The organism is Mesorhizobium sp. M0601 (assembly GCF_040320845.1).
Taxonomy (GTDB): Bacteria; Pseudomonadota; Alphaproteobacteria; order Rhizobiales; family Rhizobiaceae; genus Mesorhizobium.
Genome location: NZ_JAMYQK010000004.1, coordinates 85,699 through 110,352 on the forward strand (window position 1 = coordinate 85,699; position 24,654 = coordinate 110,352).

Genomic DNA, 24,654 nt, shown 5'->3' on the forward strand with positions numbered 1-24,654 from the left:
CCAGTCGCCCCGCGTGAACACCTTTGCCGCGGGAACGAAACCTTCGTCGCGTGCTCCACCGCAGACACGAAAGTCACCAGCATCACGGTGCGGGGCTAATCAGAGTGTTGGCGGAGCGTCTACTAGTGCAGTATGGGCGGCAGGGGAACATCCGCGACCGTTCCCCCGGCCACAATCGAGAGCACATAAAGCAGATAAATGGCTAATACCAACAGGGCGAGGAATGAACCGCTGGCAAAGACTCCTGCAACCGCGGCGTCGGGATAAGCTTCGACTTGTTCTTTCTTGAAGGTGTCTTCTTCGTTACGGGTTGTCTTCACAACCCGATCGCCTGGAAGCCGGTTTTTTTCAGCTTCCTTCGATATCTTATCCGCGAGATCTCCTGCGATCACGGGATCGTCCGGAAGATGACTCGCAAGCCATCCAGGAATATTTTCGCTCCCGCCCATGCCCATACGCAATTGAGATACTGCAAGTTGTAGCTTTCGGCAATCGTTTCCCTCATGAGAGGCAAGCAGATCAGACTTAAGTCCCTGCGGAAAGACAGTTTGAATCAGACCAAAGTCCGAGTAGCACAGTGGTCGGATGCGTCTCACCTGGCGATCAGCTTGAGCGGTGTAGCCCAAACTGAACACATCGAGGAAAATGGTGGGCGATGACGGGCTCGAACCGCCGACATCTTCGGTGTAAACGAAGCGCTCTACCAACTGAGCTAATCGCCCGCTCCGGGCCGGACCTTTAAGCAGTTAGGACCGGCTTCGCAAGGCCAAATGAGCGGCCAGTGGCTTGGCCGGGAGCCGGTTTCGGCAACAAAGTTCGGCTTGTCAAAAAACCTTCTGCTGTTTGCTGTTATGCTGTCCGGGTCCGCTTGACACCCGGTGGCTTACCCCTTATCCACCGCCCCAACGACGAACACGGCTGACACGTGCTCGTCCATGCGCGGGTGTAGCTCAGTTGGTTAGAGTGCCGGCCTGTCACGCCGGAGGTCGCGGGTTCGAGCCCCGTCACTCGCGCCATTTCTCCTTTGGGGTCACGTCCCCTGGTGTCGGAGAAATGTCGACGTTGATTTGTCAAAAACCGTCGTCGTTCATGATGTAATCCATACGGTCTCACCTCTTGGCGAGCAGCGCCTCGACTTCCTGCAGCGTCGGCATGGACGGCGCGGTGCCTGGGCGCGTCACCGAGATGCCGGCGACGGCGCAGGCGAAGCGCACCGCTTCCAGAGGTTCGATCCCCCTCGACAGCGCGGCAGCCAGGCCGCCGTTGAAGGCGTCGCCCGCGCCTGTGGTCTCGACCACCGGGCCGGCGGCGACCGCTGCGACATGCTCGGAACGATCGGCCGTGTGCAGCAGCGCACCGTTTTCGCCAAGCGTCACGATGACTGCCCCAACGCCCTTCTCAAGCAGGCTGTCGGCGGCACGGCGGGCGTCGTCGATCGAGGACACCTTGATGCCGGTCAGTTCCTCGGCCTCGGTTTCGTTCGGCGTGACATAGTCGCAAAGCGTGTAGATGCGGTCCGGAAGCCTGGCCGCGGGCGCCGGGTTGAGGATGGTGGTCACCCCTGCCCCGCGCGCGATCTCCAGCGCCCGCAGCGCCGCCTCGATCGGCTGTTCGAGCTGGGTGACGAAAACGCCGGCCGCGCGGATCAGGCCGGCATTTGCCTCGATATCGGCGGGCGAGATCAGCATGGCCGCACCGGGACTGACGATGATGGCGTTGTTGCCGCTCGTCTCCTGGATGAAGATATAGGCGGCACCGGTGTAGCTTTCCGGCGTGTCGATGACGGCGCTCTTCACGCCGGCGTGCGACCAGGTCTGTCTCGCCATGTCGGCAAAGGGATCGACGCCGAGGCGGGTAAGGAAGGTGACATCGGCGCCGAGCCGGCCGGCCGCCACCGCCTGGTTCGAGCCCTTGCCGCCGGGGCCGAGCGTGAAGGACGTGCCCAGGATCGTCTCGCCCATGCGCGGCTGGCGGGCGGCGCGGTAGGCCGTATCGGCGACGAAGACGCCCAATATGACAACCGGCTTCATGACGATCGGATTCGCCGGCATCCCGCTACTCCGCATCCGGTGGCACGACGCCCTTGCGGAACGCAAAACAGCCATAGAAGCGGCGCTCGCCGGTCTGGATGACGCAATAGGCCTTCTTGGCGCGTTCGTAGAAGGCGTAGCGCTCGACCGAGATCATCGGCCAGGCCTTGCCCTCGGCGGCATCGATCTCTTTTTGCACTTCCTTCTGCACGGCGGGAATGTCGTCCGGCTTGCCGACGATCTCCATGCGCGCGGCGGCATCGTCGACGAAGGTGTCCAGCGGATAGAGCGACAGTACCGCCTTGACCACGTCGGCCGCCGACGCATCGATGCGCAGTAGCCGGCCAAGCACGGTCTGGCGCGCCACCGAATCGGACGGGAAATTGGTGTCGGCGATAATCAGATCGTCACCGTGGCCCATCGCCCGCAGCGCCTGCAGCACATCGGCATTGAGCAGCGGATTGATTCCTTTGAGCATGGTATTCCTCGCGAAGTTTGCTGGGGCGAAATCAGAGACGCTTGCCGGTCTCTGCGTCGAAGAGATGCACCTGGTCGAGCCGCGGTTTCAGGTGCAGTGTGTCGCCCGGCTTGAAGTCGTGGCGCTCACGGAACAGCGCCACCATCTCGCCCTCGCCGAAGCGCAGGAACACCAAAGTCTCGGAACCGGTCGGCTCGACCACCGAAATCTTCGCCGGAACACCATCGGGATGGATTTCGAGATGCTCGGGCCGCACGCCGTAGACGACATTACGGCCATCCTCGACGGCACTGGTCGCCGCAATCGGGAACGGCGTCCCGGCGATCTCGACGACAGGCTTGTCGCCCTTGCGCACGACGCCCTTGAGCAGGTTCATCGAGGGTGAGCCGATGAAGCCGGCGACAAACAGGTTGGCCGGCCGGTCGAATAATTCCAGCGGCGCGCCGACCTGTTCGATGCGACCGTCGCGCATCACCACGATCTTGTCGGCCATGGTCATCGCCTCGATCTGGTCGTGGGTGACGTAGATGGTGGTGGTCTTCAGCCGCTGGTGCAGTTCCTTGATCTCGGTGCGCATCTGGACACGCAGCTTGGCGTCGAGATTGGAGAGCGGCTCGTCGAAGAGGAACACCTGCGGGTTGCGCACGATGGCGCGGCCCATGGCGACGCGCTGGCGCTGGCCGCCAGAGAGCTGGCGCGGATAGCGCTTGAGGTAGGGATTGAGGTCGAGGATGTCGGCGGCGCGCTTGACCCGCTCAGTGACCACCGCCGGGTCGGTTTTGCGCAGCTTGAGAGCAAAGGCCATGTTCTGCTCGACCGTCTTGTGCGGATAGAGCGCGTAGTTCTGGAACACCATGGCGATGTCGCGCTTGGCCGGCGGCAGATGGTTGACGATGCGCTCGCCGATGGCGATGGTGCCGCCGGAGACCGTCTCCAGCCCGGCCACCATCCTCAGCAGCGTGGACTTGCCGCAGCCGGAAGGCCCGACCAGCACCACGAACTGCCCGTCGGCGATGTCGACGCTGACATCGTGCAGAACCTTGACGGTTCCGAACGCCTTGGCCACATTGCGGATCGCGACTTGAGCCATCATTCCCCCTTCAGTTGCCGTGAAGCTAAACAACGCAAACGGCGAGGGCAAGTCAGTCTCTTATAGATAAAAAACCCATTCACGTTGACACCGCACTTCGTTGTGCGAATAGTGACAGTGTCCGGCTTATGACCCTGTTCCGGGCGCACCGGTACGCTTGTCCGGCACTGAATGCCAAGCGTCGCGGGAGGGAGAATTCGGGCCGCTATTTACCGGAGTCGCTGTCGTTGGGGAACATAATCGGCGCTCCACCATCTGAACCAATTCACAATTGACCTTCTGGGAGGAACGAAATGAAAGTCAGCCTTTATAACCAACTTGTCCGCGCCGGGGCCACCCGCCGCGACGTGCTGAAGGGAGCGGCCAGCATGGCCGCCCTCGCGGCGGCCTCAAGCGCCGGACTTGGTGCGCTGACGCGCACGGCTGCGGCCGCCGACGACCTGCGCGCGCAGATCCTGCAGATTCCGGGTGTCGGCAAGGGTCAGCCGACCGATGCCGACTTCCAGCAGGTCGGCGAGCTTTGCCTTGGCGCCACCAAGGCCAATGTCAAGGAAGGCGAATTCGCCGGTGTCGAACTCACCTTCATGGGCCTCAACAACCAGAACCTGCACAATGTGCTGTTTCGCGGCTTCCTGAAGCCGTGGGAGACCTATACCGGCGCCAAGATCAACTGGATCGACCTGGCGCAGGCTGACTACAACGCCCGCCTGCAGCAGTCGATCGCGACCGGCACCGTCGATTTCGACATCATCGAAATGGGGGCACCGTTCGAAGGCGACGTCTGCGGCAAGGGTCTCACCTCCGAGATGCCGGACTGGGTCAAGGACCAGATCGACATGAAGGATGTCGTGGCCTATCTGCAGCCGCCGGTGGGCACATGGGACGGCAAGCAATATCGCGTGACCGTTGACGGCGACGCACATAATTTCAACTACCGCACCGACGTGTTTGCCGATGCCGACCTCGCCAAGGCCTGGAAGGACGGCGGCGGAGAAGGCGAATGGGGCGTGCCGAAGACCTGGCAGCAGGTGCAGGCGGTGACGAAGTTCCTCAAGGGCAAGCAGGTGAAGGGCCAGGACGTCTTTGGCTATCTCGATGCGCCCAAGCCCTGGGGCGGTTTCGGCTTTTATTTCCTCGGCAGCCGCGCCAGCGCCTACGCCAAGCATCCCGATGACAAGGCCTGGCTGTTTGATGCCGACACGATGAAGCCGCGCGTTAACAATCCGGCATGGGTGCGGGCGATCCAGGACGTCATCGATGCCCTGCCCTCCGAACCTGCCGACCAGATCAACGCCGACCCGAACACCACCGCCTTCCAGCAATTCCTGGCAGGCACCGGTTCGATGGTTACCTGGTGGGGCGACGTCGGTTCGAACGTCAAGACCAACGATTCCTCGGTCGTCGGCGACATCACCGGCTTCTCGATCCTGCCGGGCTCGGACGATGTCTACAACTCCAAGACCGGCCAGTGGGACAAGCTCGCCAGCGGCCCGAACCATGCGCCGAACTGCGCCTATCTCGGCTGGGGCGTTTACGTCATGGCCCGCGTCGACAGCGACGAAAAGAAGAAGAAGGCGGCATGGTCTGCCGCTGCCCACCTCGGCGGCAAGGACCTGTCGCTCTGGTGCGCGGCCTATCCGTCGGGTTTCCAGCCCTATCGCAACTCGCATTTCAACATTCCGGAATGGGTGGCGGCGGGCTACGACGAGGCGTTCATCACCTCGTATCTGAAGTCGGAAGCCGACAGCTACAACCATCCAAACGCGGCGATCGAGCCGCGCATCCCCGGCATCTTCCAGTACTACAGCGCCGCCGAGGACATTTTGGCCAACACCTTTGCCGGCAAGATGAAGGCGCAGGAAGGCGCCGACGCCATCGCAGCCGCCTGGGAGAAGCTGACCGACCAGATCGGCCGCGACAAACAGGTCAAGCTCTACAAGGCATCGCTCGGCATGTAGGCTGAGATCGTTAAACCTGGTCCGGCGGCGCACAGCCGCCGGACATCCGCTTTACCGGCCCGGCCTCGATCGGCTCGGCCGGTCATCGAGCCTCCTGTGAACAGGCAAGACGCGTGGCTGACCGGACCCTGGCTGACCAGACTTTGTCGACAAGTGAATGGCCGGCAGGCGCCGTGCCATCCGACCTGATTCCGCGGAGCCGCAAACGGCTTGGCTGGGCGCTGATGGCTGCTGCGACGCTCGGCCTTCTGGCGGTGATCGCGCTGCAAATCCTCTACAAGAGCGAGGTCGACACCATCGGCTTCGACACCTGGCGGCCGGTGGTCTACGCCTACGTGCTGTGGGGTGTCGCGCTCGGCATCGGCCAGGTGCTGACGCGCGGCGAGGACGGCCAGCGCGCGCTGTTCCTGCTGCCGGCGCTGCTGTTTACCATTGCCATGGTGATCTTCCCGACGCTGTTCGGCTTCTACATCGCGCTGACCGACTGGAACCTCAGTTCCTTCAGCGGACGGCAGTTCAACGGGCTCGACAATTTCTGGCAGATGCTGAACGACGCCTATTATCGCAACGCGCTGTTCAACATGGTGCTCTACGTGCTGGCGGTGTTCGTCGAATATGTCATCGCCTTCGGCCTGGCGCTGCTGCTCAACGCGCAGATTAGGGCACGAAAATTCTTCCGCGTCGTGTTTCTCATGCCGCTGATGCTGTCGCCGGTGGCGGTGTCGTGGATGATCGGCAAGTCGCTGATGGAATACCGCTTCGGGCCCGCCGCGACGCTGGCGCGGCATCTCGGCTGGGAAAACCCGGCCTTCTTCTCCAACCCGATCACCGCCCGCATCTCGATCATGGTGCTCGACGCGTGGACGTTCATCCCGTTCATGATGATCATGCTGCTCGCCGGCCTGCAGGCAATGTCGCGCGAGGTGCTCGAGGCAGCGCGTGTCGATGGCGCCACCGCCTGGCAGACCTTCTGGCAGGTCACCTTCCCGCTGATGCTGCCGGTGTCGGTGACAGCGGTCATCCTGCGCATCATCTTCAAGCTGAAGCTCGCCGATATCATCATCACCGTCACCTCCGGCGGGCCGGGCGGCGCGACCGATTCGGTGTCCAGTTTCATCTACCGCGAATATCGCGACCGTTCGAACGTCGGCTACGGCACGATGCTGGCGATGGCCTATTTGATCATCATCATCGTGTTCGTGACCTGGCTGCTGAAGTTCGCCAGCCGCTTCGTGCGCAACGTCAACTGATCGGGCCGGCAAGATGAGCGTTCAGACCACCGACTATGCCGCTTCCGAAATCCGCTCGCCGGCGAGCTTCGTCGCCAACCGCGTCTTCATCTACGGCGCGCTCATCTTCTGGGCTTTCATCTGCCTGTTCCCGATCTATTGGACGATAACCACTTCGTTCAAGACCGCGGTCGACGTCACCCAGGGCCATCTGATCCCGTTCGTCGACTTCCGGCCCGACTGGAAAGGCTGGCGTTCGCTCGGCCTGTCGCCGGACTCGATCTTTCGGACGTCGACGGTGCGCGACGAATTCATCAAGCGCTTCATGAATTCGGTCATCACTTCGGTCGGCGCGTCGAGCCTCGCCATCGTCATCGGCAGCCTCGCCGCCTACGGGCTGACCCGCTATCGTTACAAGTTCGCCTGGTTCAGGAACGAGGATATTTCCTTCTTCTTCCTGTCTCAGCTGATCCTGCCGCCGGTGGTTTTGGCCTTGCCCTTCCTCGTGCTTTACCGGGAGGTCGGCCTGCTCGACACACGCGTCGGGCTGATCCTGCTCTATACGCTGATGGTGCTGCCGATCGTCATCTGGATCATGCGCGACCAGTTCAACTCCATCCCGGTGGAGCTGGAGGAGGCAGCACTCGTCGACGGCCTGTCGATCTGGGGCGCCTTCTTGCGCATCGTCATGCCGATCGCGCTGCCGGGCATGGTCGCCGCCTTCATCCTGGCGATGGTGCTGTGCTGGAACGAGTATTTCTTCGCCGCGCTTTTGACCTCGACCGACGCAAAGACCATTCCTGTCATGGTGGCCAGCCAGACCGGCTCACAAGGCATCAACTGGTGGTCGATGGCGGCGCTTGCCACCGCCGCCATCACACCGCTCGCCGTCATCGGCATCGCGCTCGAGCGTTACCTGATCATGGGCATGACAGCGGGCGCGGTGAAATAACTGCGCCGGCTCTCTCTTCTCCCCTTGTTGTGGGAGAAGGGAAAAGCGCTAACCCGAAAGCGTTGCCCGCAAATGCTCGAGGATCATGGCAACCCCTTTTTGCCCCAATTCCGCCGAGGCTTCGGGCGCACTTGCCGTGTACCAGCCGGTGTTGTCGGCGAAGCGGCCGGCATCCACCGCTTCCGGGTACAGCGCCAGCATCAGCGACGTCTCGCCGGTGCCGGCATGGTCGAACGGGTACCGGCTGTGCATTGAAGCCGGCATTAGGGGATGCACCTGCACCCAGTTGAAGAAATTGCTGCCCTCGGCGTGCTCGGCATAATAGTCGGCCATCGCCGCAGAGCCCCACCAGCCTTCGCCACGTTCTTTCTCCAGGAAGCGGAAGATCGCCTGCCGACCGGCGGCCTTGAAGGCGAGATCGGTTGGCATGCCGGCGGCAAAATTTTCGGTCTGGTGGTGAATGATGGCGTGGATGTTGCGGAAGCCGATGCGCAGCAGGCTATAGAACAGTTCTTCCGCGAATGGCGCCAGCACATTGCCGCCGACCTGCAGCGAACCACTGCCCTCCGGTGCTGCAACGGCATAGCTCGCCGCGCCGTAATAGAAGGGTGGCAGAATGACGATTTCGGCTTCTTTTTCGAACAGTTCCAGGCTCTTGACCACCGCCAGCGTGTCCATGCCGACGGCCATGTGCTCGCCGTGATATGCAAGCACACCGAGCGGCAACACGACCGGCCGGTTTTCGGCGATCACCTTGCGTATCTGATGCGGCAGCATCAATTCGTAGCGCATGACACCTACTCCATATTGGTGTGGCGGGCGCGCATCGCTTCCGCCGAGACGCCGGTCAGGTCCCTGAGCTTCAGCACCATCACTTCGAAGAGGACGAACAGCGCGCCTTCGAAGACCGAGCCCATCGGCAGGACGGATGTCTTTTCGGGACCCTGGTCGTCGGCCATGGTCTGAGCCGGGATAAGCAGTGTGAAGTCGGCCAGCTTTGCGGCAGTGCTGTCGGCTTGCGCGGTGAGCAGCAGGACTGTGGCACCGGCCTCGCGCGCGACCTGCATCAAGGTCAGCACCGTCGACGTCTCACCCGGGCCGGAACTGGCGAGGAAGACATCGCCCTCGCCCAGCGGCGGCGTGGTCATGTCGCCGACGACCGACACCGGCAGACCGAGATGATAGAGCCGCATGGCAAAACCCTTGACCTGCAGCGCCTCGCGGCCGCAGCCATAGGTGACGATCTTTTTCGCACCGGCCAAGATGGCGCAAGCGGCGTCGATGCGGCTTGCGTCGATACGCTCCAGCACGGTGCCAAGCTCGTTCAGCGCAATCCCAAACAGGTTTTCGCCGGCGTCCGTCATGACATTTGCACCAGCCTGCCGGTGCCGGAGAACCATTTGAATATCTTAGTCACCTTTGCCCCGAACAGCTTGTTTTCATTCATGCTATCACCGCGAAAATCGGTGTCCAACGACACGCAGTGCTTTTGATGCGCTACAGCCGTGATAGTGTCACGGCAAATCGTGAATGAGGAAACGACGACATATGAAGACACGGCATTTCGACCGCATCGGCAATGGCGGCATCACCTTCACCGAGCTCGGCTTCGGCACCGCACCGCTCGGCAATCTTTACCGCGCCGTCTCCGACGAGGATGCCAATGCTACGCTGGAGGCGGCATGGCGGGTCGGCTGCCGCTACTTCGACACCGCGCCGCTTTATGGGCTAGGCCTAGCCGAAACGCGGCTCAATCCGTTCCTGCGTTCGAAGAAGCGCGACGACTACGTGCTGTCCAGCAAAGTCGGGCGCATAATGCGCGCCTGCCCGCCGGAACAGCGCACCGGCATCGGCAAATTCTTCGACACGCCATCGCGCCGAGAGGTCTACGATTACAGCTATGACGGCGTCATGCGCTCCTTCGAGGCCTCGCTGGAACGGCTCGGCGTCGACCGCATCGACATCCTCTTCGTGCACGATGTCGACATCTTCACCCATGGCAGCAAGGAAGCCTCGGACCAGCGCATCCAGGAATTCATGAGCTCCGGCTACTACGGATTGCTGGCATTGCGCGACCAGGGCGTGATCAAGGCATTCGGCGGCGGCATCAACGAGTGGCAGGTTGCCCAGACGCTGGCCGAGCGCGGCGATTTCGATCTGTTCCTGCTTGCCGGGCGTTACACGCTGCTGGAGCAGGAAGCGCTGCAGTCTTTCCTGCCGCTATGCCAGCAACGCGGCATCGGCATCGTTCTCGGCGGGCCTTACAATTCCGGCATCCTGGCAACCGGGCCGAACCCCGGCGCCTACTACAATTATTCGGAGGCGCCGCAGGACATCATCGACCGCGTCACCCGCATCGAGGCCGTCTGCAAACGCCACGGCGTGCGCCTGATCGAGGCGGCGCTGCAGTTCCCGCTGCTGCATCCTTCCGTCGTCTCGGTAATCCCCGGCGGCCAGCGGCCGGGCGAAGTCGAAAGCAATCGCTCGCTGCTCGACGCAAAGCTGCCATCGGCGCTGTGGACCGATCTCAAGAAAGAAGGCTTGATGCGCACCGACGCGCCGACGGCATAGCGCCGCCTTTTCCAACAGAAAAGAAAAACCGGATATGCCGGCTTTTCTTTTCTCTGAAAGACTTAAGGAGGCGCCTAGTTGACCGCGTCCTTGAGGCCCTTGCCGGCCGAGAACTTCGGCACGGTGCGCGCCGGGATCTTCACTTCCGCACCGGTCTGCGGATTGCGGCCGGTCGACGCGGCGCGTTTTGACACGGTGAAATTTCCGAAGCCGACAAGCCGGACATCGCCGCCCTTTTTCAGTTCGCCGGTGATCACGGAAAACACCGCATCAACCGCCGACTGCGCGTCACCCTTCGAAATACTCGCGGCATCGGCGACAGCGGACACCAGTTCGTTCTTGTTCATAAAAATTCCCTTCCATGAGAAAACCGGAACACTCGACTCATCCGGCAGGAAACGGACTTTAGAAAGAAGCGCTCCGGCAACCAAGTCGAAAAGCGCCAGGAAAGTCGAAAAAAGCCCGGAAATCCGCGGTTCTTCACATGAAAAAGCCGGGCTCAAGGCCCGGCTCTCTCTTTGTGCATTGCAACTTTAGCAAGCACTAATGCGCCAGCGATTTACCAGCCTCGTCTCCGACATCGACCACGGCCGGCGCATTGACGGGTTCGACCCACTGGATCGGTTCCGGCATGCGCACCAGCGCATGGCGCAACACTTCGCCAACCCGTGAGACCGGAATGATCTCCATGCCGCTCTTCACGTTCTCCGGAATCTCCGCCAGATCCTTGGCGTTCTCTTCCGGGATCAGCACCTTCTTGATGCCGCCGCGGAGTGCGGCAAGCAGCTTTTCCTTAAGGCCGCCGATCGGCAGCACCCTGCCGCGCAGCGTGATCTCGCCGGTCATCGCCACATCGGCCCTGACCGGGATACCGGTCAGCACCGAGACGATCGCCGTCGCCATCGCCACGCCAGCCGACGGTCCGTCCTTCGGGGTTGCACCCTCTGGCACGTGGACGTGGATATCGCGCTTGTCGAACAGCGGCGGCTCGACGCCGAAATCGATGGCCCGCGAGCGGACGTAAGAGGCCGCCGCCGAGATCGATTCCTTCATCACATCGCGCAGATTGCCGGTCACGGTCATGCGGCCTTTGCCGGGCATCATGACGCCTTCCACCGTCAACAGCTCGCCGCCGACTTCCGTCCAGGCGAGCCCAGTGACCACGCCGACCTGATCGTCGCTCTCGACCTGGCCGAAGCGGAAGCGCGGAACACCAAGGTAATCGGCAAGATTGTCCGCCGTGATGTTGATCGTCTTCTTCTTCGTCTTCAGGATCTCGGTCACCGCCTTGCGCCCGAGCTTCATCAGCTCGCGCTCCAGGCTTCTGACGCCCGCTTCACGGGTGTAGGTCTGGATGATGCCGCGGATCGCGTCCTCGCCGACGGAGAACTCCTTCGGCTGCAACGCGTGGTCGCGGATCACCTTGGGCATCAGGTGACGCTTGGCGATCTCGATCTTCTCGTCCTCGGTGTAGCCGGCGATACGGATGATCTCCATACGGTCCATCAAGGGCGCAGGGATGTTCAGCGTGTTCGCCGTCGTCACGAACATCACGCTCGACAGGTCGTATTCGACCTCGAGGTAATGGTCCATGAACGTCGAGTTCTGCTCGGGATCGAGCACCTCGAGCAAAGCCGATGACGGATCGCCGCGGAAATCCTGGCCCATCTTGTCGATCTCGTCGAGCAGGAAGAGCGGGTTGGATTTCTTCGCCTTCTTCATCGACTGAATGACCTTGCCAGGCATCGAGCCGATGTAGGTGCGCCGGTGACCACGGATCTCGGCCTCGTCACGCACGCCGCCCAGCGCCATGCGGATGAACTCACGGCCGGTCGCCTTGGCGATCGACTTGCCGAGCGAGGTCTTGCCCACGCCGGGAGGTCCGACGAGGCACAGGATCGGCCCCTTCAGCTTCTTCTGGCGGCTCTGCACAGCGAGGTATTCGACGATGCGGTCCTTGACCTTGTCGAGGCCGAAATGATCGGTATCGAGCACATTCTGGGCAAAGGCCAGGTCCTGCTTGACCTTGGAGTTCCTGCCCCACGGGATCGACAGCAGCCAGTCGAGATAGTTGCGCACGACGGTCGATTCAGCCGACATCGGCGACATCGTCCGCAGCTTCTTCAGCTCGGCTTCCGCCTTTTCGCGGGCCTCCTTGGAGAGCTTGGTCTTCTTGATCCGCGCCTCGATCTCGGCGGCCTCGTCGCGGCCGTCCTCGCCCTCGCCGAGCTCCTTCTGGATCGCCTTCATCTGCTCGTTGAGGTAGTATTCGCGCTGCGTCTTCTCCATCTGGCGCTTGACGCGCGAGCGGATGCGCTTCTCCACCTGGAGCACCGAGATTTCGGCTTCCATGAAGCCCATCGCCTTTTCCAGCCGTTCCTTGACGGACAGCGTGGCGAGCATCTCCTGCTTCTCGGGGATCTTGATGGCAAGGTGCGAAGCGACCGTGTCGGCGAGCTTGGAATAGTCGTCGATCTGGCTGGCAGCACCCACCACTTCGGGCGAGATCTTCTTGTTCAGCTTGACGTAGTTCTCGAAGTCGGTGACCACGGAACGTGCCAGCGCCTCGACTTCGACCTCTTCCTCCTCCGGTTCGACCAGCGCCGCAGCACGGGCCTCGTGGAAGTCGGGACGGTCGGTGAACGCGACGATTTTCGCGCGCGAGGCACCTTCGACCAGCACCTTCACGGTGCCGTCCGGCAGTTTCAGCAATTGCAGCACATTGGCGAGCGTGCCGATGTCAAAGATGGCATCGGGCTCCGGATCGTCGTCGGCGGCATTCATCTGGGTCGCGAGCAGGATCTGCTTTTCCTGACCCATCACTTCTTCCAGCGCCTTGATCGACTTTTCGCGCCCGACGAAGAGCGGAACGATCATGTGCGGGAACACCACGATGTCGCGCAGTGGGAGGACTGCGAAGACGCCGTCGCTGGGAGCCTTGGATAATTTGGCCATTGTCCAACCTTTCATGTCGCGGCCGCCAATCGGCCAACCGCGAATCTCATATTAACGACCGGGGATCGTTCCGCCTACCACCGTTTGTGACGGGAGTTTTACAGCACAGAATTCGGCACCACGGCCTTCCGCCTTTAGTTGGAGGCCCGGGGGGTAAAGATCAAGGGTCAACACGGTCCGTCCCTCCAATCCGCAGCCACTACGCGGCGCCATACGCGGTGTGCGACAGCAAAACGGCGCCCTGCGGCGCCGTTTCAGAAAAATCCATTGCCGGCTCACGTCAGGCGCTGACGTTGCCCTTCTTTTCCTTCTGCTCGGAATAGATGTAGAGCGGCCTGGCGTTGCCTGACACCACCTCTTCCGAAATAACCACTTCGCGCACGCCTTCCAGTGCCGGCAGCTCGAACATGGTGTCGAGCAGGATCGCTTCCATGATCGAACGCAGGCCGCGTGCGCCGGTCTTGCGCTCGATGGCGCGCTTGGCGATCGCCGACAGCGCGTTCTCATGGAAGGTCAGGTCGACATTCTCCATCTCGAACAGCCGCTGATACTGCTTGACCAGCGCGTTCTTCGGTTCGGTCAGGATCTGGATCAGCGCCGGCTCGTCGAGATCCTCCAGCGTCGCCAGGACAGGCAGACGGCCGACGAACTCGGGAATGAGGCCGAACTTCAACAGATCCTCAGGCTCGACCAGGCGGAAAACATCGCCGGTGCGGCGATCCTCGGGCGAAGCGACGATGGCGCCGAATCCGATCGAGGTCTTCCTGCCGCGATCCGAGATGATCTTGTCCAGGCCGGCGAAAGCGCCGCCGCAGATGAACAGGATGTTGGCGGTGTCGACCTGCAGGAATTCCTGCTGCGGATGCTTCCTGCCGCCCTGCGGCGGCACGGAGGCGACAGTGCCTTCCATAATCTTCAAAAGTGCCTGCTGCACGCCCTCGCCCGACACGTCGCGGGTGATCGAGGGATTGTCCGACTTGCGCGAGATCTTGTCGATCTCGTCGATATAGACGATGCCGCGCTGGGCGCGCTCGACATTGTAGTCGGCCGACTGCAACAGCTTCAGGATGATGTTTTCGACGTCCTCGCCGACATAGCCGGCCTCGGTCAACGTCGTCGCGTCGGCCATGGTGAAGGGGACGTCGATGATGCGGGCCAGCGTCTGCGCCAGCAACGTCTTGCCGCAGCCGGTCGGGCCGATCAGCAGGATGTTCGACTTCGCCAGCTCGACGTCGTTGTTCTTGCCGGCATGGGCGAGGCGCTTGTAGTGGTTGTGGACGGCCACCGACAGCACGCGCTTGGCGTAAGGCTGGCCGATGACGTAGTCGTCGAGAACCTTGAGGATTTCCTGCGGGGTCGGCACGCCCTCGCGCGACTTCACCATCGAGGTCTTGTTCTCCTCGCGGATGATGTCCATGCACAGTTCGACGCATTCGTCGCAGATGAACACCGTCGGCCCGGCGATCAGCTTGCGCACTTCGTGCTGGCTTTTGCCGCAAAACGAGCAATAAAGCGTGTTCTTGGAATCACCGCTGTTGTTGCCGACCTTGCTCATTTTCATGTCCTTTCATGGCCGCCCGCCGATGGTCTGGTTGAAAGGGCGCATATTCAATCTATCGCGGGAATCCGCCGCCGCCAGTGCCCCGGCTCCCGCAACGCATTCCGTACGAAACACAAATCGGAAAACGGGGCAATGATTCGAACAACCCCACGCAAAGCTAAGCCGTCGAAAATCAACATAGCCTTAACGTAGGCAATTGCACCCGTCGAGGGAACAGCCAATTGTGGCCGAAATGCCGCAAGCCGCGCCAAAAGCGCGTGATCCCGCCACTCATTGCCACCGCGGGGCCACCGCGGGCCTATAAGGCAATACCTTCGACCGGCTCACGTGACGAAATGACCTTGTCGATGAGGCCGAAATCCCTGGCCTCGTCGGCAGTCATGAAATGGTCACGGTCGAGCGTTTTTTCAATCTCATCATAACTCTTGCCGGTGTGCTTGACGTAGACCTCGTTGAGGCGGCGCTTCAGCTTGATGATGTCCTGGGCGTGGCGCTCGATGTCGGAAGCCTGGCCCTGGAAGCCGCCGGAAGGCTGGTGGACCATGATGCGGGCGTTCGGGGTGGCAAAGCGCATGTCCTTGTGGCCCGCCGTCAAGAGCAGCGAGCCCATCGAGGCGGCCTGACCGATGCAGAGCGTCGACACCGCAGGCTTGATGAACTGCATCGTGTCGTAGATCGCCATGCCGGAGGTGACGACGCCGCCGGGCGAGTTGATATAGAGGTTGATTTCCTTCTTCGGATTCTCCGCCTCGAGGAACAGCAGCTGCGCGCAGACCAGCGTCGCCATGCCATCCTCGACCGGGCCGGTGATGAAAATGATGCGCTCCTTGAGGAGCCGCGAGAAAATGTCGTAGGCCCGCTCGCCGCGATTGGTCTGTTCGACCACCATCGGAACGAGGTTCATGTAGGTTTCGACGGGGTTCTTCATGGACTATCCCTTTTTGAGGATGGGATTCCGGCGCCGGAGATTTGCAATCGGGCAGAATCGGTTCTGGATCGTTATTGTGTAAATAGGATGCCGGCTCACCCTAGCGCAAGGCCGCCTCTCCTAGCCACTTGGTTAAAACGAATCAAGCTTGCCGGACGGTGCCCGGAGGACGCGGCACGGATCCTGGTGGATTGACTTCACCTCTTTGATCCCACGGTTTCGCGCGGCCATGGTGGCACTGGCGTTGCTGGCAACGCGAAGGGCCTGGAACGTCGTATCGGGCGAGGAAGATTGACTGCGTTCCCGGGACGGCTAAGTAGCTGCCTCCGCAGGATTAAGCAGGCATTACCTGGCCCAACAGAAGCCGAACGCGCAACCACTCACTGATACTTTTTGCGAGACCGCGAAGGAATTCGCCTCATCGAGTGCGATACGGATCAGCCTTGACCTCTCGCGGGGCCGGAACATGTTCTGAAACTCGTCCGGCAACGCGTCGGCGACCGACAGAATCTTTTCGACTGTTCCTCTTGCACGCTCGGTTCCGTTACCCACGTCGACCGCCATTCCTTCGCGCAGCGAAAACAGATAGTTGTCCGGCAGATAGGCGAGGACGTAGGACTTGCCGCCGTCGATCTGTAGAAGCGGATCGCCGAACCGCAGCACCTGGCCAGGGACCGGCACCTTCGCGCCAACGACCCCCTCCGTGACCGAGCGGATGTTCCCGCCGTCATATATGGCCTTTACCTCATCCATAGCCTCGCCCGATCTCGCACGGAATTGCGCCACCAGGGCGAGTTCGGATTTGGTCGCTTGCAATTGACCGGTCAGATCAGCCAGATGTTCGGCGGCCTGGAAGCTGCCACGAACGGCTTCGTCCTTCGTCGAAGTCGAGACGATGCCTGCCGTGACGATGGTGTCGATTCTCGCAAGTGTCGTCCTGGTTTCACGCGCTGTCCGCTCGGCCAGCGGCATCACGGACTGGATCGCTTCGTGTCGGCTGTGGAGCTGGCCCTCGCGAACGGCGAGTTCACCCTGTCGCAACAGCAGCTCCGCGATCTCCTTGACCATGTCGAACGATTGAAGCTCGACGAGCAATGTACCGGGCTCGACCTTGTCTCCCGCCTTGACAAAGACATGCGTTACCTTGGCCGGATAGGCGGCATCGACGGCATACCGATCCTTCAGGACAATACCGTCCGCTGACAAGACGACCGCATCACCAATGAGGTAGTAGACGATCGAAGAGGAAAACAAACCGAGGAGAGCGAGGTAAACGATGCGACCCCAACTTCCCACACTCGCGCGCTGCTGTTTTCCCAGATTGTCCACTCGGACATGTTTTCGAATGTGTTTCATCTGAAACTCGTTCTCTACCAGGGCCGCTCTAGCCGAACTTTGATCGGCGTGTAGTTGTCGCGATGTGAACCTGAGAACACCCATTCATCGATATAGGCGATCAATCGAACGGGTCTCATCACATAGGTCATGAACAGGGAGTAGCCGGGCAGGAACCATATGCTTCGCCAGAACCCCCGTCGCTCGGTGGTCCAACTGGCCAGCGCCAGCACAAACACGTCGAGAACCAGGAGGCCGCACTGCATGCCGATGAGGATCGCGGGCGTGAAAGAGCCGTACTGGAGGGCAAGCCAGACGAGATAGAGCGGGAATATCGCGGCACCAACGACGTTGAAAAGGAGGAAATCCCATTGGTGTAGGGCCTCCGGAAGCCGGAAACCCGAGTCCGAGACACGAAACAGGCGGTAGTGTTTGCGAAAGCGTAGCCAAATGGCATCGCGCTCCCAGCGCAATCGCTGGCGGATATATTGGTATGCGGTTATCGGGACGTCCGTATAGCAGATCGCATCCGGGACATAGGCCATGCGCCAGCCCGCCCGCCGCAATCTCAGCGTGACATCCAGATCCTCGCCACCGCCTACGTCGAATCCCCCAACCCCCAAAAGGGCTTTGCGCCTGAAGGCGCTGAACGCTCCCGAAATGCAAACGACCTGATCGAGAGCTCCAGCAATACGCTTTCCGACCGAAATCGACTGTAAATATTCGATCTCCTGAAACTGGGCGACGATACTCGCGTGGCCGTTGCGCGGTGCAATATCGCCGCATGCCGCTCCAACCGCTGGATCCGAAAAGGGACCGAGAATATTCTCGATCGCGTACCGATCAAACGAACAGTCGCAATCGACATTGATCAGTATGTCGCCTTTGGCTACGCGGCACGCCAGATTGATCCCGCTCGCCTTGCCGCCCCTCAGATCCGTCGAAATGATGCGCGAGGCATAACCTCTCTTGACCAGAGCTTGCGAGACCCTGCTCATCCGATCGGTCGAACCATCACTGACAATGACAACTTCGAAGTCATTGAAAGACTGTTCCCGCAACGAGCGGACGCAGGTTTCGATGGACTCAGCCTCATTATGGCCAACCAGAATGATGCTTACATTGGGCCGTAATGGACGCTCATGGTCAATCGAACCCGCGGCATCACCCGAACGCATGGTCACAGCGGCCGCGACGAACGGAATGATGTAGCGGGGGAACTCAAAGACCAGCGTGTACCAGAAAACGGAGGCCAGGCTCGCCGTCGATTGAGCTAGCAGGAACGCAAATCCGAGTTCGAGATCATTCAACGCGAGGCTTGCCCCGTTTTGGTCGCCACCCGAGGGCGAGGATCAAGCTTTTCGCCCAAAGACGCCTCGCAGATTGAAAGCATTGCCGATATCTGCTCCGACAATGTTTCGTCGCCCTTCGCCGTCATGATGAAATAGTCGGCGGCGGCGCCTTTGTGCACCGATCCTGTCTCCGCAAGGTAATTGCTCAGGTTTTCGATGAAGAGACGGCGCAGTTTCTCAAAGACGTCCTGGCCCTTTGATTTTATGAGCGACTCTCGTGCTCCGTAACGCAATTCCGTGACCGCCAACGGCGGGCCCTTCGCTCCGGTCATGCGTGCGCGGTCGAGTTCCTGAACCAGGGATGGCGGCAACCCCAACAAGGACGTTGGCAGCTTTTTCTCCGGACTGGTGAGCAGAGACAGCGCCTGATCCGTGAGTGCGTAGGAAAAAAAGTCGATACGTTTAACGCTGTCGCCATCAGCCCGCGCATCACAATCCTGGCAGACGAATCCAACAGCCGGCTCCGATGTCGAATCCTTGCACCTCCTGCAGATTTGCGAGTGGCCGGGCTTGTCATAGTCCTTTCCATAGTGACGCAATTGCTGGCTGCATTTGGGGCAGACCAGTGCGCTTCCCTGCCGAAAATCGCCTTCAGGACGAAGAGCCGCGCAACGATAATGATGAATAAGCTCGGCCTCGAACATATCGGCCGAACGGCAGGAGGGACATTCCTCGCGAACGGTAAGCCGCCGCGACCCGCAGGCGCCGCACTCATGCACGCGGTCGAAGAAGGTCTTAAGCAGAAGTCCGCGATGGGAGAGATCTTCGGCGATCGGGATCGTCTTGGCCGCCGACGGAAAGCCCGGATAGCTTATGGAGGCCGACGTCATCGGATAGCGCTTGGCTTCGATGCTTCTGCCGGCGACGAAGGCATGCGCAAGAAAGCGCGTTTCGGGCGTATTTGTCGAACGGATGTGCGCGGCAAGCTGTTCGCGGCGGCGGCGAAAATCGAGTATGCATTTTGCCGTCTCCGCCCAAGTCGTTTGCTGCATCAGATCGAAATGTACATCCGCGAACCGGCCGGCACGGCCGCCCAGATCGATGACAGGCACCATCGCCAGCGGAATGTGGTCACGCAGGTTGTCCAGCGGCGAGTTACGCCGCTCATCGGCCAGAAGAACGGCATCGATGTCCCCTTCCGACGAGGAGTCGAACATCGTGCGGTAGATCGCCGAATGCAGAACGACCACGCGTGGGAACCATTCGACGGCAGGCTTCCAGGACAATCCCATTCTGGCCCAGAGTGCCAGGCAAAGGTCGGTGAGTTCATGGCTTGCGGTGGAAGCCGTCGGTGCCGGCAGTTGCACAACGGATTTCGCAACAAGTTCTGCGGGCATGTCGGCCTCCATTTGCCCGGCGCTCGCAAAGGAACGCCGCCACAGGTACGACTTGCAGCCTGGGTGGAGGATCCAAGGGCAACGTCACATTTACTGAAAGGATTATTGCAGGACGAGATATGCGGAAAACGCGGGATCGCATGCGACACCGGATGGCCAGCTACGTCCCCCCACGACGTTCCTGACCAGCGACCAAGTCAATCAACTCGAATACGTCAAATGTTATTCGTTGATTGTTAGCGGATGCTTAATTGGCAGCAAGAATTTGTCTGTCGGACTCAGGTAGTCGAATTAACGAAGTTTGATGAATCGCCTTTTCCACGACATGGCTTTCCCTACAGTTCAACGTTGAACCCGCTTCATGCGGTTCGAACAGGGGGAGTTCCATGACCAGGAAAGCTTCTTCCTTCGCCATTGCCGGCCTGACCATGCTCGGCACAATGTCGGAAACGGCGGCCGGCGGACGCGCGGTCGAATGCTACGAGCAGGTCAATCGGCCGGCCGTCTACGACACCGTCTACGAGGATGTGCTCGTCAGCCCAGCCGGCCAGCAGGTGGAATACGAGGCGCCAATCTACGGGACGCGCGAGCGCGTGGTGCAGATCGCGCCGGCGCGCGTCAGCTACGAGATCGTGCCCGCCATCACCCGCACCATCTACCGGTCCGTGAGGGTCGATGACGGCGGCTATTCCTGGGAATGGCGCATCATCAATGGCCGCAAGGTGCTGTGCAAGGTCAGGCACAAGGCGCGCTATGAACGCGTGGCCGAGATCGTCGTGATTGAGCCGGAACGCCGGCGGCGCGTTGTCCTGCCCGCCGAATACGAGAGCGTCGCCGAAGAGGTTCTCGTGCGGCCGGAGCAACAGCGCATCGTCGACATTCCGGCGTCTTATCAGACAGTGGCTCGCCGCGTGGTGGTCAGGGAGGGCTCATCCAGCTGGCGGCGCGTGCACATCCCACGCCACTGCCGGTACTAGCAGCCGCTCAGGCCACCTCTGCCCTGAGCCATTTCTTCAGGCCGTCGACATCGCCATTGCCGACGCAGGCCGCAACCCTTCTGCCGACTGCCGCGCCGAACTTGTAGCCGTGGCCGGAGCAGGCCGAGACGACCAGGCATCTGCCTTTCTGGTGTGCCAGAAATTTCTCGTCGGCGGTGAATGTGTAGGCGCAGGTGACCACCTCGGTGACCTTATACTCCTCGATACGGGCAAGCGGCGGCGAAAACAGGTTGCGGATCGCCTCACCCTCGCCCGGCACCGGCTGACGGTTCCAGTCGGCATCGCTGGTCGGCACCCTGTGCAGGCCCGAGCCGAATTTCATGCCGGCGCCGCCTGTCGGCGGGATTGCGTAGCCGTCGACAGTGCCGCCAATGTCGAGGACAACCGGCGCTGCCTGCCAGGCTGCCTGCAGATCCGCCGGCGGTTCGACATAGGCGAGCGCGGTGCGCCAGGTTTTCAGCTCGCCGTCCAGCTCCGGGAACAGTTTCAGCACCCAGGCGCCGGCAGCGACGACGATCCGGTCGGCCTGCATCGTTTCGCCGCCTGCCAGCACGATATGCCCGGCCTCGGCGTCGATCTCGACCACCTTGCTGTTCTCGTAGACATTGGCGCCGTTCGCGCGCAGCCACCTGGCGAGGCCGGCGGCGATCTTGCGGCAGTGCAGCGCGCCGCCGTCCGGCGAAAAATACGCATAGCGGAATGAACCAGGTTCCAGGAACGGCCAGCGTTCGACCGCGGCATCCGGCTCGAACAATTCGAACGGGTAGTTCCCGGCTTCCATGCCTTCTCGGTATTCCTCGGCCTCATCTCCCGGCTGGCGCGAAATGCAGATGAAGCCGCGCGGATCGAGATGGCTTTCGCCGAGATCGGCCCACATCTCATCCCAGGCTTCATAGGCTTCGGTGATCAGCCGGCCGTAGCCCGTTCCGGCCCGGTAGGCGCGGCGGATGATGCGGTGATGATCGCCCGAGGCGGCGAGCGGATTGGGGATCGGTCCCTGCTCGACGATCGAGACGAGGTGCCCGGCCCTGACCAGTGACCACGCCGTGGATAGCCCGGCAATGCCTGCACCGACCACGATCACATTCATGAAAACCGTCCTTCCGCAACCGCTTCGGCGGCTCACCTCACTGGAGGGCCAACATACGGTCTGGCACCAGACTGGCAAGCCGCGCTAATGATCTGGCATGACCGAATTGAAGCCGCCCTACCTTGCTTTTGATCCAGCCACGCGTCGCCTGCGGCTCGATCCGCACGAGCCGGCGTTCTTCCAGAATCCGTACGAAGCCTACGCCTTCCTGCATGGCGCATCGAACGCCTTCTTCTGGGAGGAGTTTGGTTTCTGGTGCTTTGGCGGCTTCGACGACGTCAACCGGCTGCTGCGCGATCGCCGCTTCGGCCGGCAGAACCCGGCCGGCATTCCGGACAGCCGAGGCATCGGTCAGGACCGCACGCACCTCAGCGCGTTCGACGGCATCGAGGCCAATTCGATGCTGGAGCTGGAGCCGCCTGTCCACACACGGCTCAGAACGCTGGTCAACCGCGCCTTCGTCTCGCGCCAGGTCGAGCGGCTCAGGCCACGTGTCGAGGCGCTGGCCAACGAACTGATCGACCGTTTCGAACCAGGAGGAGTCGACCTGCTGCCGGCATTCGCAGCTCCCTTGCCGATCACCATCATTGCGGAAATGCTCGGCGTGCCGGTCGACATGGGGCCGCAGCTCCTCGACTGGTCGCATCGGATGGTCGCCATGTACATGCATGGCCGCACCCGCGGGACGGAGGACACGGCCAATCGCGCCGCGCGCGACTTTTCCGATTTTCTGCGCGGCTACGTCGCCGAGCGGCGAAAGAGGCCGGGCGAGGATCTTCTGTCGCTGCTGATTGCGGCACAGGAGGACGGCCAGAAACTGTCGGAGGACGAGCTGGTATCCTCGGCCATCCTTTTGCTCAATGCCGGCCATGAAGCAACTGTCCACCAGACCGGCAATGCGGTGCGCTCGATCCTTGCGCAAGGCGGCGACCCGCGCCGCTTCTTCGCCTCACCGGAAGCAACAGCCGCGACGGTCGAAGAGTGCCTGCGCTTCGACGCGCCGCTGCACATGTTCACGCGCTACGCCTATCAGGAGGTCGAGGCCGGGCCGGGGATCATCGTCCAGCCGGCAGAAACGATCGGTCTGCTGCTCGGCATGGCCAATCGCGACCCTACTGCGTTTGCCGAGCCCCTCGCCTTCAGGCCGGACCGCGCCGACCAGAAGAACGTATCGTTCGGCGCCGGCATCCATTTCTGCATCGGCGCGCCGCTCGCTCGGCTCGAATTGCAGGTGTCGCTGAAAACCTTGTTCGAACGCCTGCCGCGGCTCCAAATGGCCGAACAGCCGCGCTTCCGTGACACGTATCATTTCCACGGGCTGGAAACGCTTGCCGTCAGAATCTGAGGACGGCTTCCGACGACAGGCTTCGAAGCCGGCTCCGGCGAATTCCGGTCAAATAGGTAACATCTCAAGGCCGCGAGTGCCAAATAATCGCTGATCGAACGATGAAGCTACCGGAAGCAGGACCTCACACTAACAATCCCGGATGCCTATAGAAATTCGGTCATGAAGCTTGAAGAGAGACGGGATTTGAATCTTTTTGCGTCGTCTCGCGGACGATGTCGAGGAAGGCCTTCAGCACCGGCGAGGGTTGTTCATGCCGGTAGATGATTGAAGTGTCGATAGACAAGGTTCGTCCCTGGATAGGGCGATAAACGACGCCGCTCCGGCGCAAATTTTGCAGACAGGCGGGCAGCAGCGAGACGCCCAGCCCGACGGATACAAGTCCGATGATTGTCTGCTTCGGCGTTGCTTCTCGAACGATCCTCGGGCTGAACCCGGATGAACGGCACAACCCGACGATCTCGTCATAGAGGGATGGATTGATGCTGCGCGGGAACTGAATCAACGCTTCGGAGGCCAAGTCGGCTAGCGCGACCTCTGCTTCCGAGGCCAGCCGATGCGTTTCCGGCAAGGCCACGATCAGGGGTTCGACCAGTATGCTTTCGACCTTCAATGCGTTGTGAACGACGGGAGGATGAACAAAACCGATATCGAGCTGGCGTTCGGCCACAGCCCTGACTTGATTGGGAATGCGCAGGTCGGTCAGGCTCAACTCGACCTCGGGATAGCGCTTGGTGAAGCGTTGGACGACAGACGGCACCACGCTGTAGATAGCCGCGTCGATGAATCCGACAGCAAGATGGCCGGTTTCGCCACGATCGGCTTTGCGAGCAAGCTCCACCGCCTGCTCTGTCTGCTGAAGCACGGCCCTAACCTCATCAAGGAACACACGCCCCGCCGCAGTCAGTTCGACCTTGCGCTTGGTGCGCTCCAGCAAGCGCACACCCATCGCCTGTTCCAGTTGCTGGATCTGCTTTGTCAGGGGCGGCTGTGAGATATGCAAGCGCGCTGCCGCGCGCCCGAAATGCAGCTCTTCGGCGACGGCCATGAAGGACTGCATCAGCTTGTGGTTCATCTTCAGCCTTTAATTTCCCAAATAGAATTACCCATGGCTCAAACGATATTGGACGGAAAGTATCGGAATCTGCAAAATCCGGAAAGCTGCAAAATCCGGGAGACGCGCTTTGAAAAATTCCGAGATTTCACGCCGCCAGATGCTGAAAGTGCCGCTCATCGGCGCGACGATCGCCGCGACATCTCAATCCGGTCTTGTCTGCGAGGCCCTTGCCCAGCCCGTTCCAGCTTCGTCGCCAGCGCCCCCTGGCGCTTTCGCCCACAATGTCGAAGCAGTGGGCTATACCGATCTCGATCATCGCCCAGCCTTCAAAATGGCGATCAGGCAGGTTGGCGAACGTTGGTATCTCTACACTGGGCACTTCTGGCAC

At 61.2% G+C, this 24,654-nt stretch carries 22 protein-coding genes and 2 tRNA genes; 7 read left to right on the forward strand and 17 right to left on the reverse strand.

Going from position 1 to position 24,654, the window contains the following annotated elements; translation table 11 throughout:
• Positions 1–122 precede the first annotated feature (122 nt).
• Positions 123–626: a hypothetical protein gene (locus tag NKI41_RS06150; protein WP_352471956.1), complete on the reverse strand. Its 504-nt coding sequence runs from the start codon at positions 624–626 to the stop codon at positions 123–125.
• 20 nt (positions 627–646) lie between these two features.
• Positions 647–722, reverse strand: a tRNA-Val gene (locus NKI41_RS06155).
• 217 nt (positions 723–939) lie between these two features.
• On the opposite strand from NKI41_RS06155, the gene NKI41_RS06160 reads away from it, so the two are divergent.
• Positions 940–1,016, forward strand: a tRNA-Asp gene (locus NKI41_RS06160).
• A 93-nt stretch (positions 1,017–1,109) separates the two neighbouring features.
• Here NKI41_RS06160 and rbsK read toward each other — a convergent pair.
• From rbsK to NKI41_RS06175, 3 genes are read right to left on the reverse strand one after another with little or no spacing between them, the layout of a single operon-like run.
• Positions 1,110–2,051 carry a ribokinase gene (gene rbsK, locus NKI41_RS06165; protein ID WP_352681987.1) on the reverse strand — a complete coding sequence of 314 codons (942 nt, stop codon included), beginning with the start codon at positions 2,049–2,051 and terminating at the stop codon, positions 1,110–1,112.
• Between the two features lie 4 nt (positions 2,052–2,055).
• Complete coding sequence (locus NKI41_RS06170; protein WP_352471958.1) at positions 2,056–2,508, reverse strand: RbsD/FucU family protein; 453 nt, start codon at positions 2,506–2,508, stop codon at positions 2,056–2,058.
• Positions 2,509–2,539: 31 nt separating this feature from the next.
• Entirely contained in the window at positions 2,540–3,598 is a 1,059-nt protein-coding gene (locus NKI41_RS06175; protein ID WP_352449436.1) for an ABC transporter ATP-binding protein, read from the reverse strand.
• Between the two features lie 293 nt (positions 3,599–3,891).
• On the opposite strand from NKI41_RS06175, the gene NKI41_RS06180 reads away from it, so the two are divergent.
• The 3 genes from NKI41_RS06180 (at position 3,892) to NKI41_RS06190 (ending at position 7,737) form a co-directional block, all read left to right on the forward strand.
• A complete protein-coding gene (locus NKI41_RS06180; RefSeq protein ID WP_023674663.1) occupies positions 3,892–5,556 on the forward strand; it encodes an ABC transporter substrate-binding protein in 1,665 nt (554 codons plus the stop codon).
• A 128-nt stretch (positions 5,557–5,684) separates the two neighbouring features.
• Positions 5,685–6,806 (forward strand): carbohydrate ABC transporter permease, encoded by a 1,122-nt coding sequence (locus tag NKI41_RS06185; protein ID WP_352456633.1) that lies wholly within the window; start codon positions 5,685–5,687, stop codon positions 6,804–6,806.
• 13 nt (positions 6,807–6,819) lie between these two features.
• Positions 6,820–7,737, forward strand: a complete 918-nt coding sequence (locus NKI41_RS06190; protein ID WP_352614125.1) for a carbohydrate ABC transporter permease — start codon at positions 6,820–6,822, stop codon at positions 7,735–7,737.
• A 48-nt stretch (positions 7,738–7,785) separates the two neighbouring features.
• Here the strand turns inward: NKI41_RS06190 and NKI41_RS06195 are convergent, their stop codons facing one another.
• On the reverse strand, positions 7,786–8,529 hold the full coding sequence (locus tag NKI41_RS06195; protein WP_352681989.1) for a creatininase family protein: 744 nt from the start codon (positions 8,527–8,529) through the stop codon (positions 7,786–7,788).
• 5 nt (positions 8,530–8,534) lie between these two features.
• Complete coding sequence (hxlB, locus tag NKI41_RS06200; RefSeq protein WP_352449352.1) at positions 8,535–9,101, reverse strand: 6-phospho-3-hexuloisomerase; 567 nt, start codon at positions 9,099–9,101, stop codon at positions 8,535–8,537.
• 184 nt (positions 9,102–9,285) lie between these two features.
• On the opposite strand from hxlB, the gene NKI41_RS06205 reads away from it, so the two are divergent.
• The gene (locus NKI41_RS06205) at positions 9,286–10,308 is read left to right on the forward strand and encodes an aldo/keto reductase (protein WP_352681991.1); all 1,023 of its coding nucleotides are present in this window, start codon (positions 9,286–9,288) and stop codon (positions 10,306–10,308) included.
• A gap of 74 nt (positions 10,309–10,382) precedes the next feature.
• Here the strand turns inward: NKI41_RS06205 and NKI41_RS06210 are convergent, their stop codons facing one another.
• From NKI41_RS06210 to NKI41_RS06240, 7 genes are all read right to left on the reverse strand, one after another.
• Complete coding sequence (locus NKI41_RS06210; RefSeq protein ID WP_006201846.1) at positions 10,383–10,655, reverse strand: HU family DNA-binding protein; 273 nt, start codon at positions 10,653–10,655, stop codon at positions 10,383–10,385.
• Positions 10,656–10,851: 196 nt separating this feature from the next.
• Positions 10,852–13,263, reverse strand: a complete 2,412-nt coding sequence (lon, locus tag NKI41_RS06215) for an endopeptidase La (RefSeq protein WP_352501552.1) — start codon at positions 13,261–13,263, stop codon at positions 10,852–10,854.
• A gap of 280 nt (positions 13,264–13,543) precedes the next feature.
• On the reverse strand, positions 13,544–14,818 hold the full coding sequence (clpX, locus tag NKI41_RS06220; protein ID WP_006332719.1) for an ATP-dependent Clp protease ATP-binding subunit ClpX: 1,275 nt from the start codon (positions 14,816–14,818) through the stop codon (positions 13,544–13,546).
• 304 nt (positions 14,819–15,122) lie between these two features.
• Positions 15,123–15,752 carry an ATP-dependent Clp protease proteolytic subunit gene (locus tag NKI41_RS06225; protein WP_023674655.1) on the reverse strand — a complete coding sequence of 210 codons (630 nt, stop codon included), beginning with the start codon at positions 15,750–15,752 and terminating at the stop codon, positions 15,123–15,125.
• Between the two features lie 345 nt (positions 15,753–16,097).
• Entirely contained in the window at positions 16,098–17,108 is a 1,011-nt protein-coding gene (locus NKI41_RS06230; RefSeq protein ID WP_352681993.1) for an HlyD family secretion protein, read from the reverse strand.
• 14 nt (positions 17,109–17,122) lie between these two features.
• Positions 17,123–18,397, reverse strand: coding sequence for a glycosyltransferase family 2 protein (locus tag NKI41_RS06235; RefSeq protein WP_352681995.1), 1,275 nt, complete (start codon positions 18,395–18,397; stop codon positions 17,123–17,125).
• On the reverse strand, positions 18,394–19,776 hold the full coding sequence (locus NKI41_RS06240; RefSeq protein ID WP_352681997.1) for a TackOD1 domain-containing metal-binding protein: 1,383 nt from the start codon (positions 19,774–19,776) through the stop codon (positions 18,394–18,396). The genes NKI41_RS06235 and NKI41_RS06240 overlap by 4 nt, the downstream gene beginning before the upstream one ends.
• Before the next feature lie 386 nt (positions 19,777–20,162).
• Here NKI41_RS06240 and NKI41_RS06245 point away from each other — a divergent pair, with 386 nt between their 5' ends.
• Positions 20,163–20,753 (forward strand): hypothetical protein, encoded by a 591-nt coding sequence (locus tag NKI41_RS06245; RefSeq protein WP_352542611.1) that lies wholly within the window; start codon positions 20,163–20,165, stop codon positions 20,751–20,753.
• Positions 20,754–20,760: 7 nt separating this feature from the next.
• Here NKI41_RS06245 and NKI41_RS06250 read toward each other — a convergent pair whose 3' ends face one another.
• Positions 20,761–21,864: an NAD(P)/FAD-dependent oxidoreductase gene (locus tag NKI41_RS06250; RefSeq protein WP_352614130.1), complete on the reverse strand. Its 1,104-nt coding sequence runs from the start codon at positions 21,862–21,864 to the stop codon at positions 20,761–20,763.
• Positions 21,865–21,961: 97 nt separating this feature from the next.
• Between NKI41_RS06250 and NKI41_RS06255 the strand changes: the two genes are divergently transcribed.
• A complete protein-coding gene (locus NKI41_RS06255) occupies positions 21,962–23,209 on the forward strand; it encodes a cytochrome P450 (RefSeq protein WP_352681999.1) in 1,248 nt (415 codons plus the stop codon).
• A gap of 160 nt (positions 23,210–23,369) precedes the next feature.
• On the opposite strand, the gene NKI41_RS06260 is transcribed toward NKI41_RS06255, so the two are convergent.
• Both NKI41_RS06260 and NKI41_RS06265 read right to left on the reverse strand, forming a co-directional pair.
• The gene (locus tag NKI41_RS06260) at positions 23,370–24,284 is read right to left on the reverse strand and encodes a LysR family transcriptional regulator (RefSeq protein WP_352682001.1); all 915 of its coding nucleotides are present in this window, start codon (positions 24,282–24,284) and stop codon (positions 23,370–23,372) included.
• 127 nt (positions 24,285–24,411) lie between these two features.
• Positions 24,412–24,582, reverse strand: a complete 171-nt coding sequence (locus NKI41_RS06265) for a hypothetical protein (protein WP_352682002.1) — start codon at positions 24,580–24,582, stop codon at positions 24,412–24,414.
• Positions 24,583–24,654: the final 72 nt, after the last annotated feature.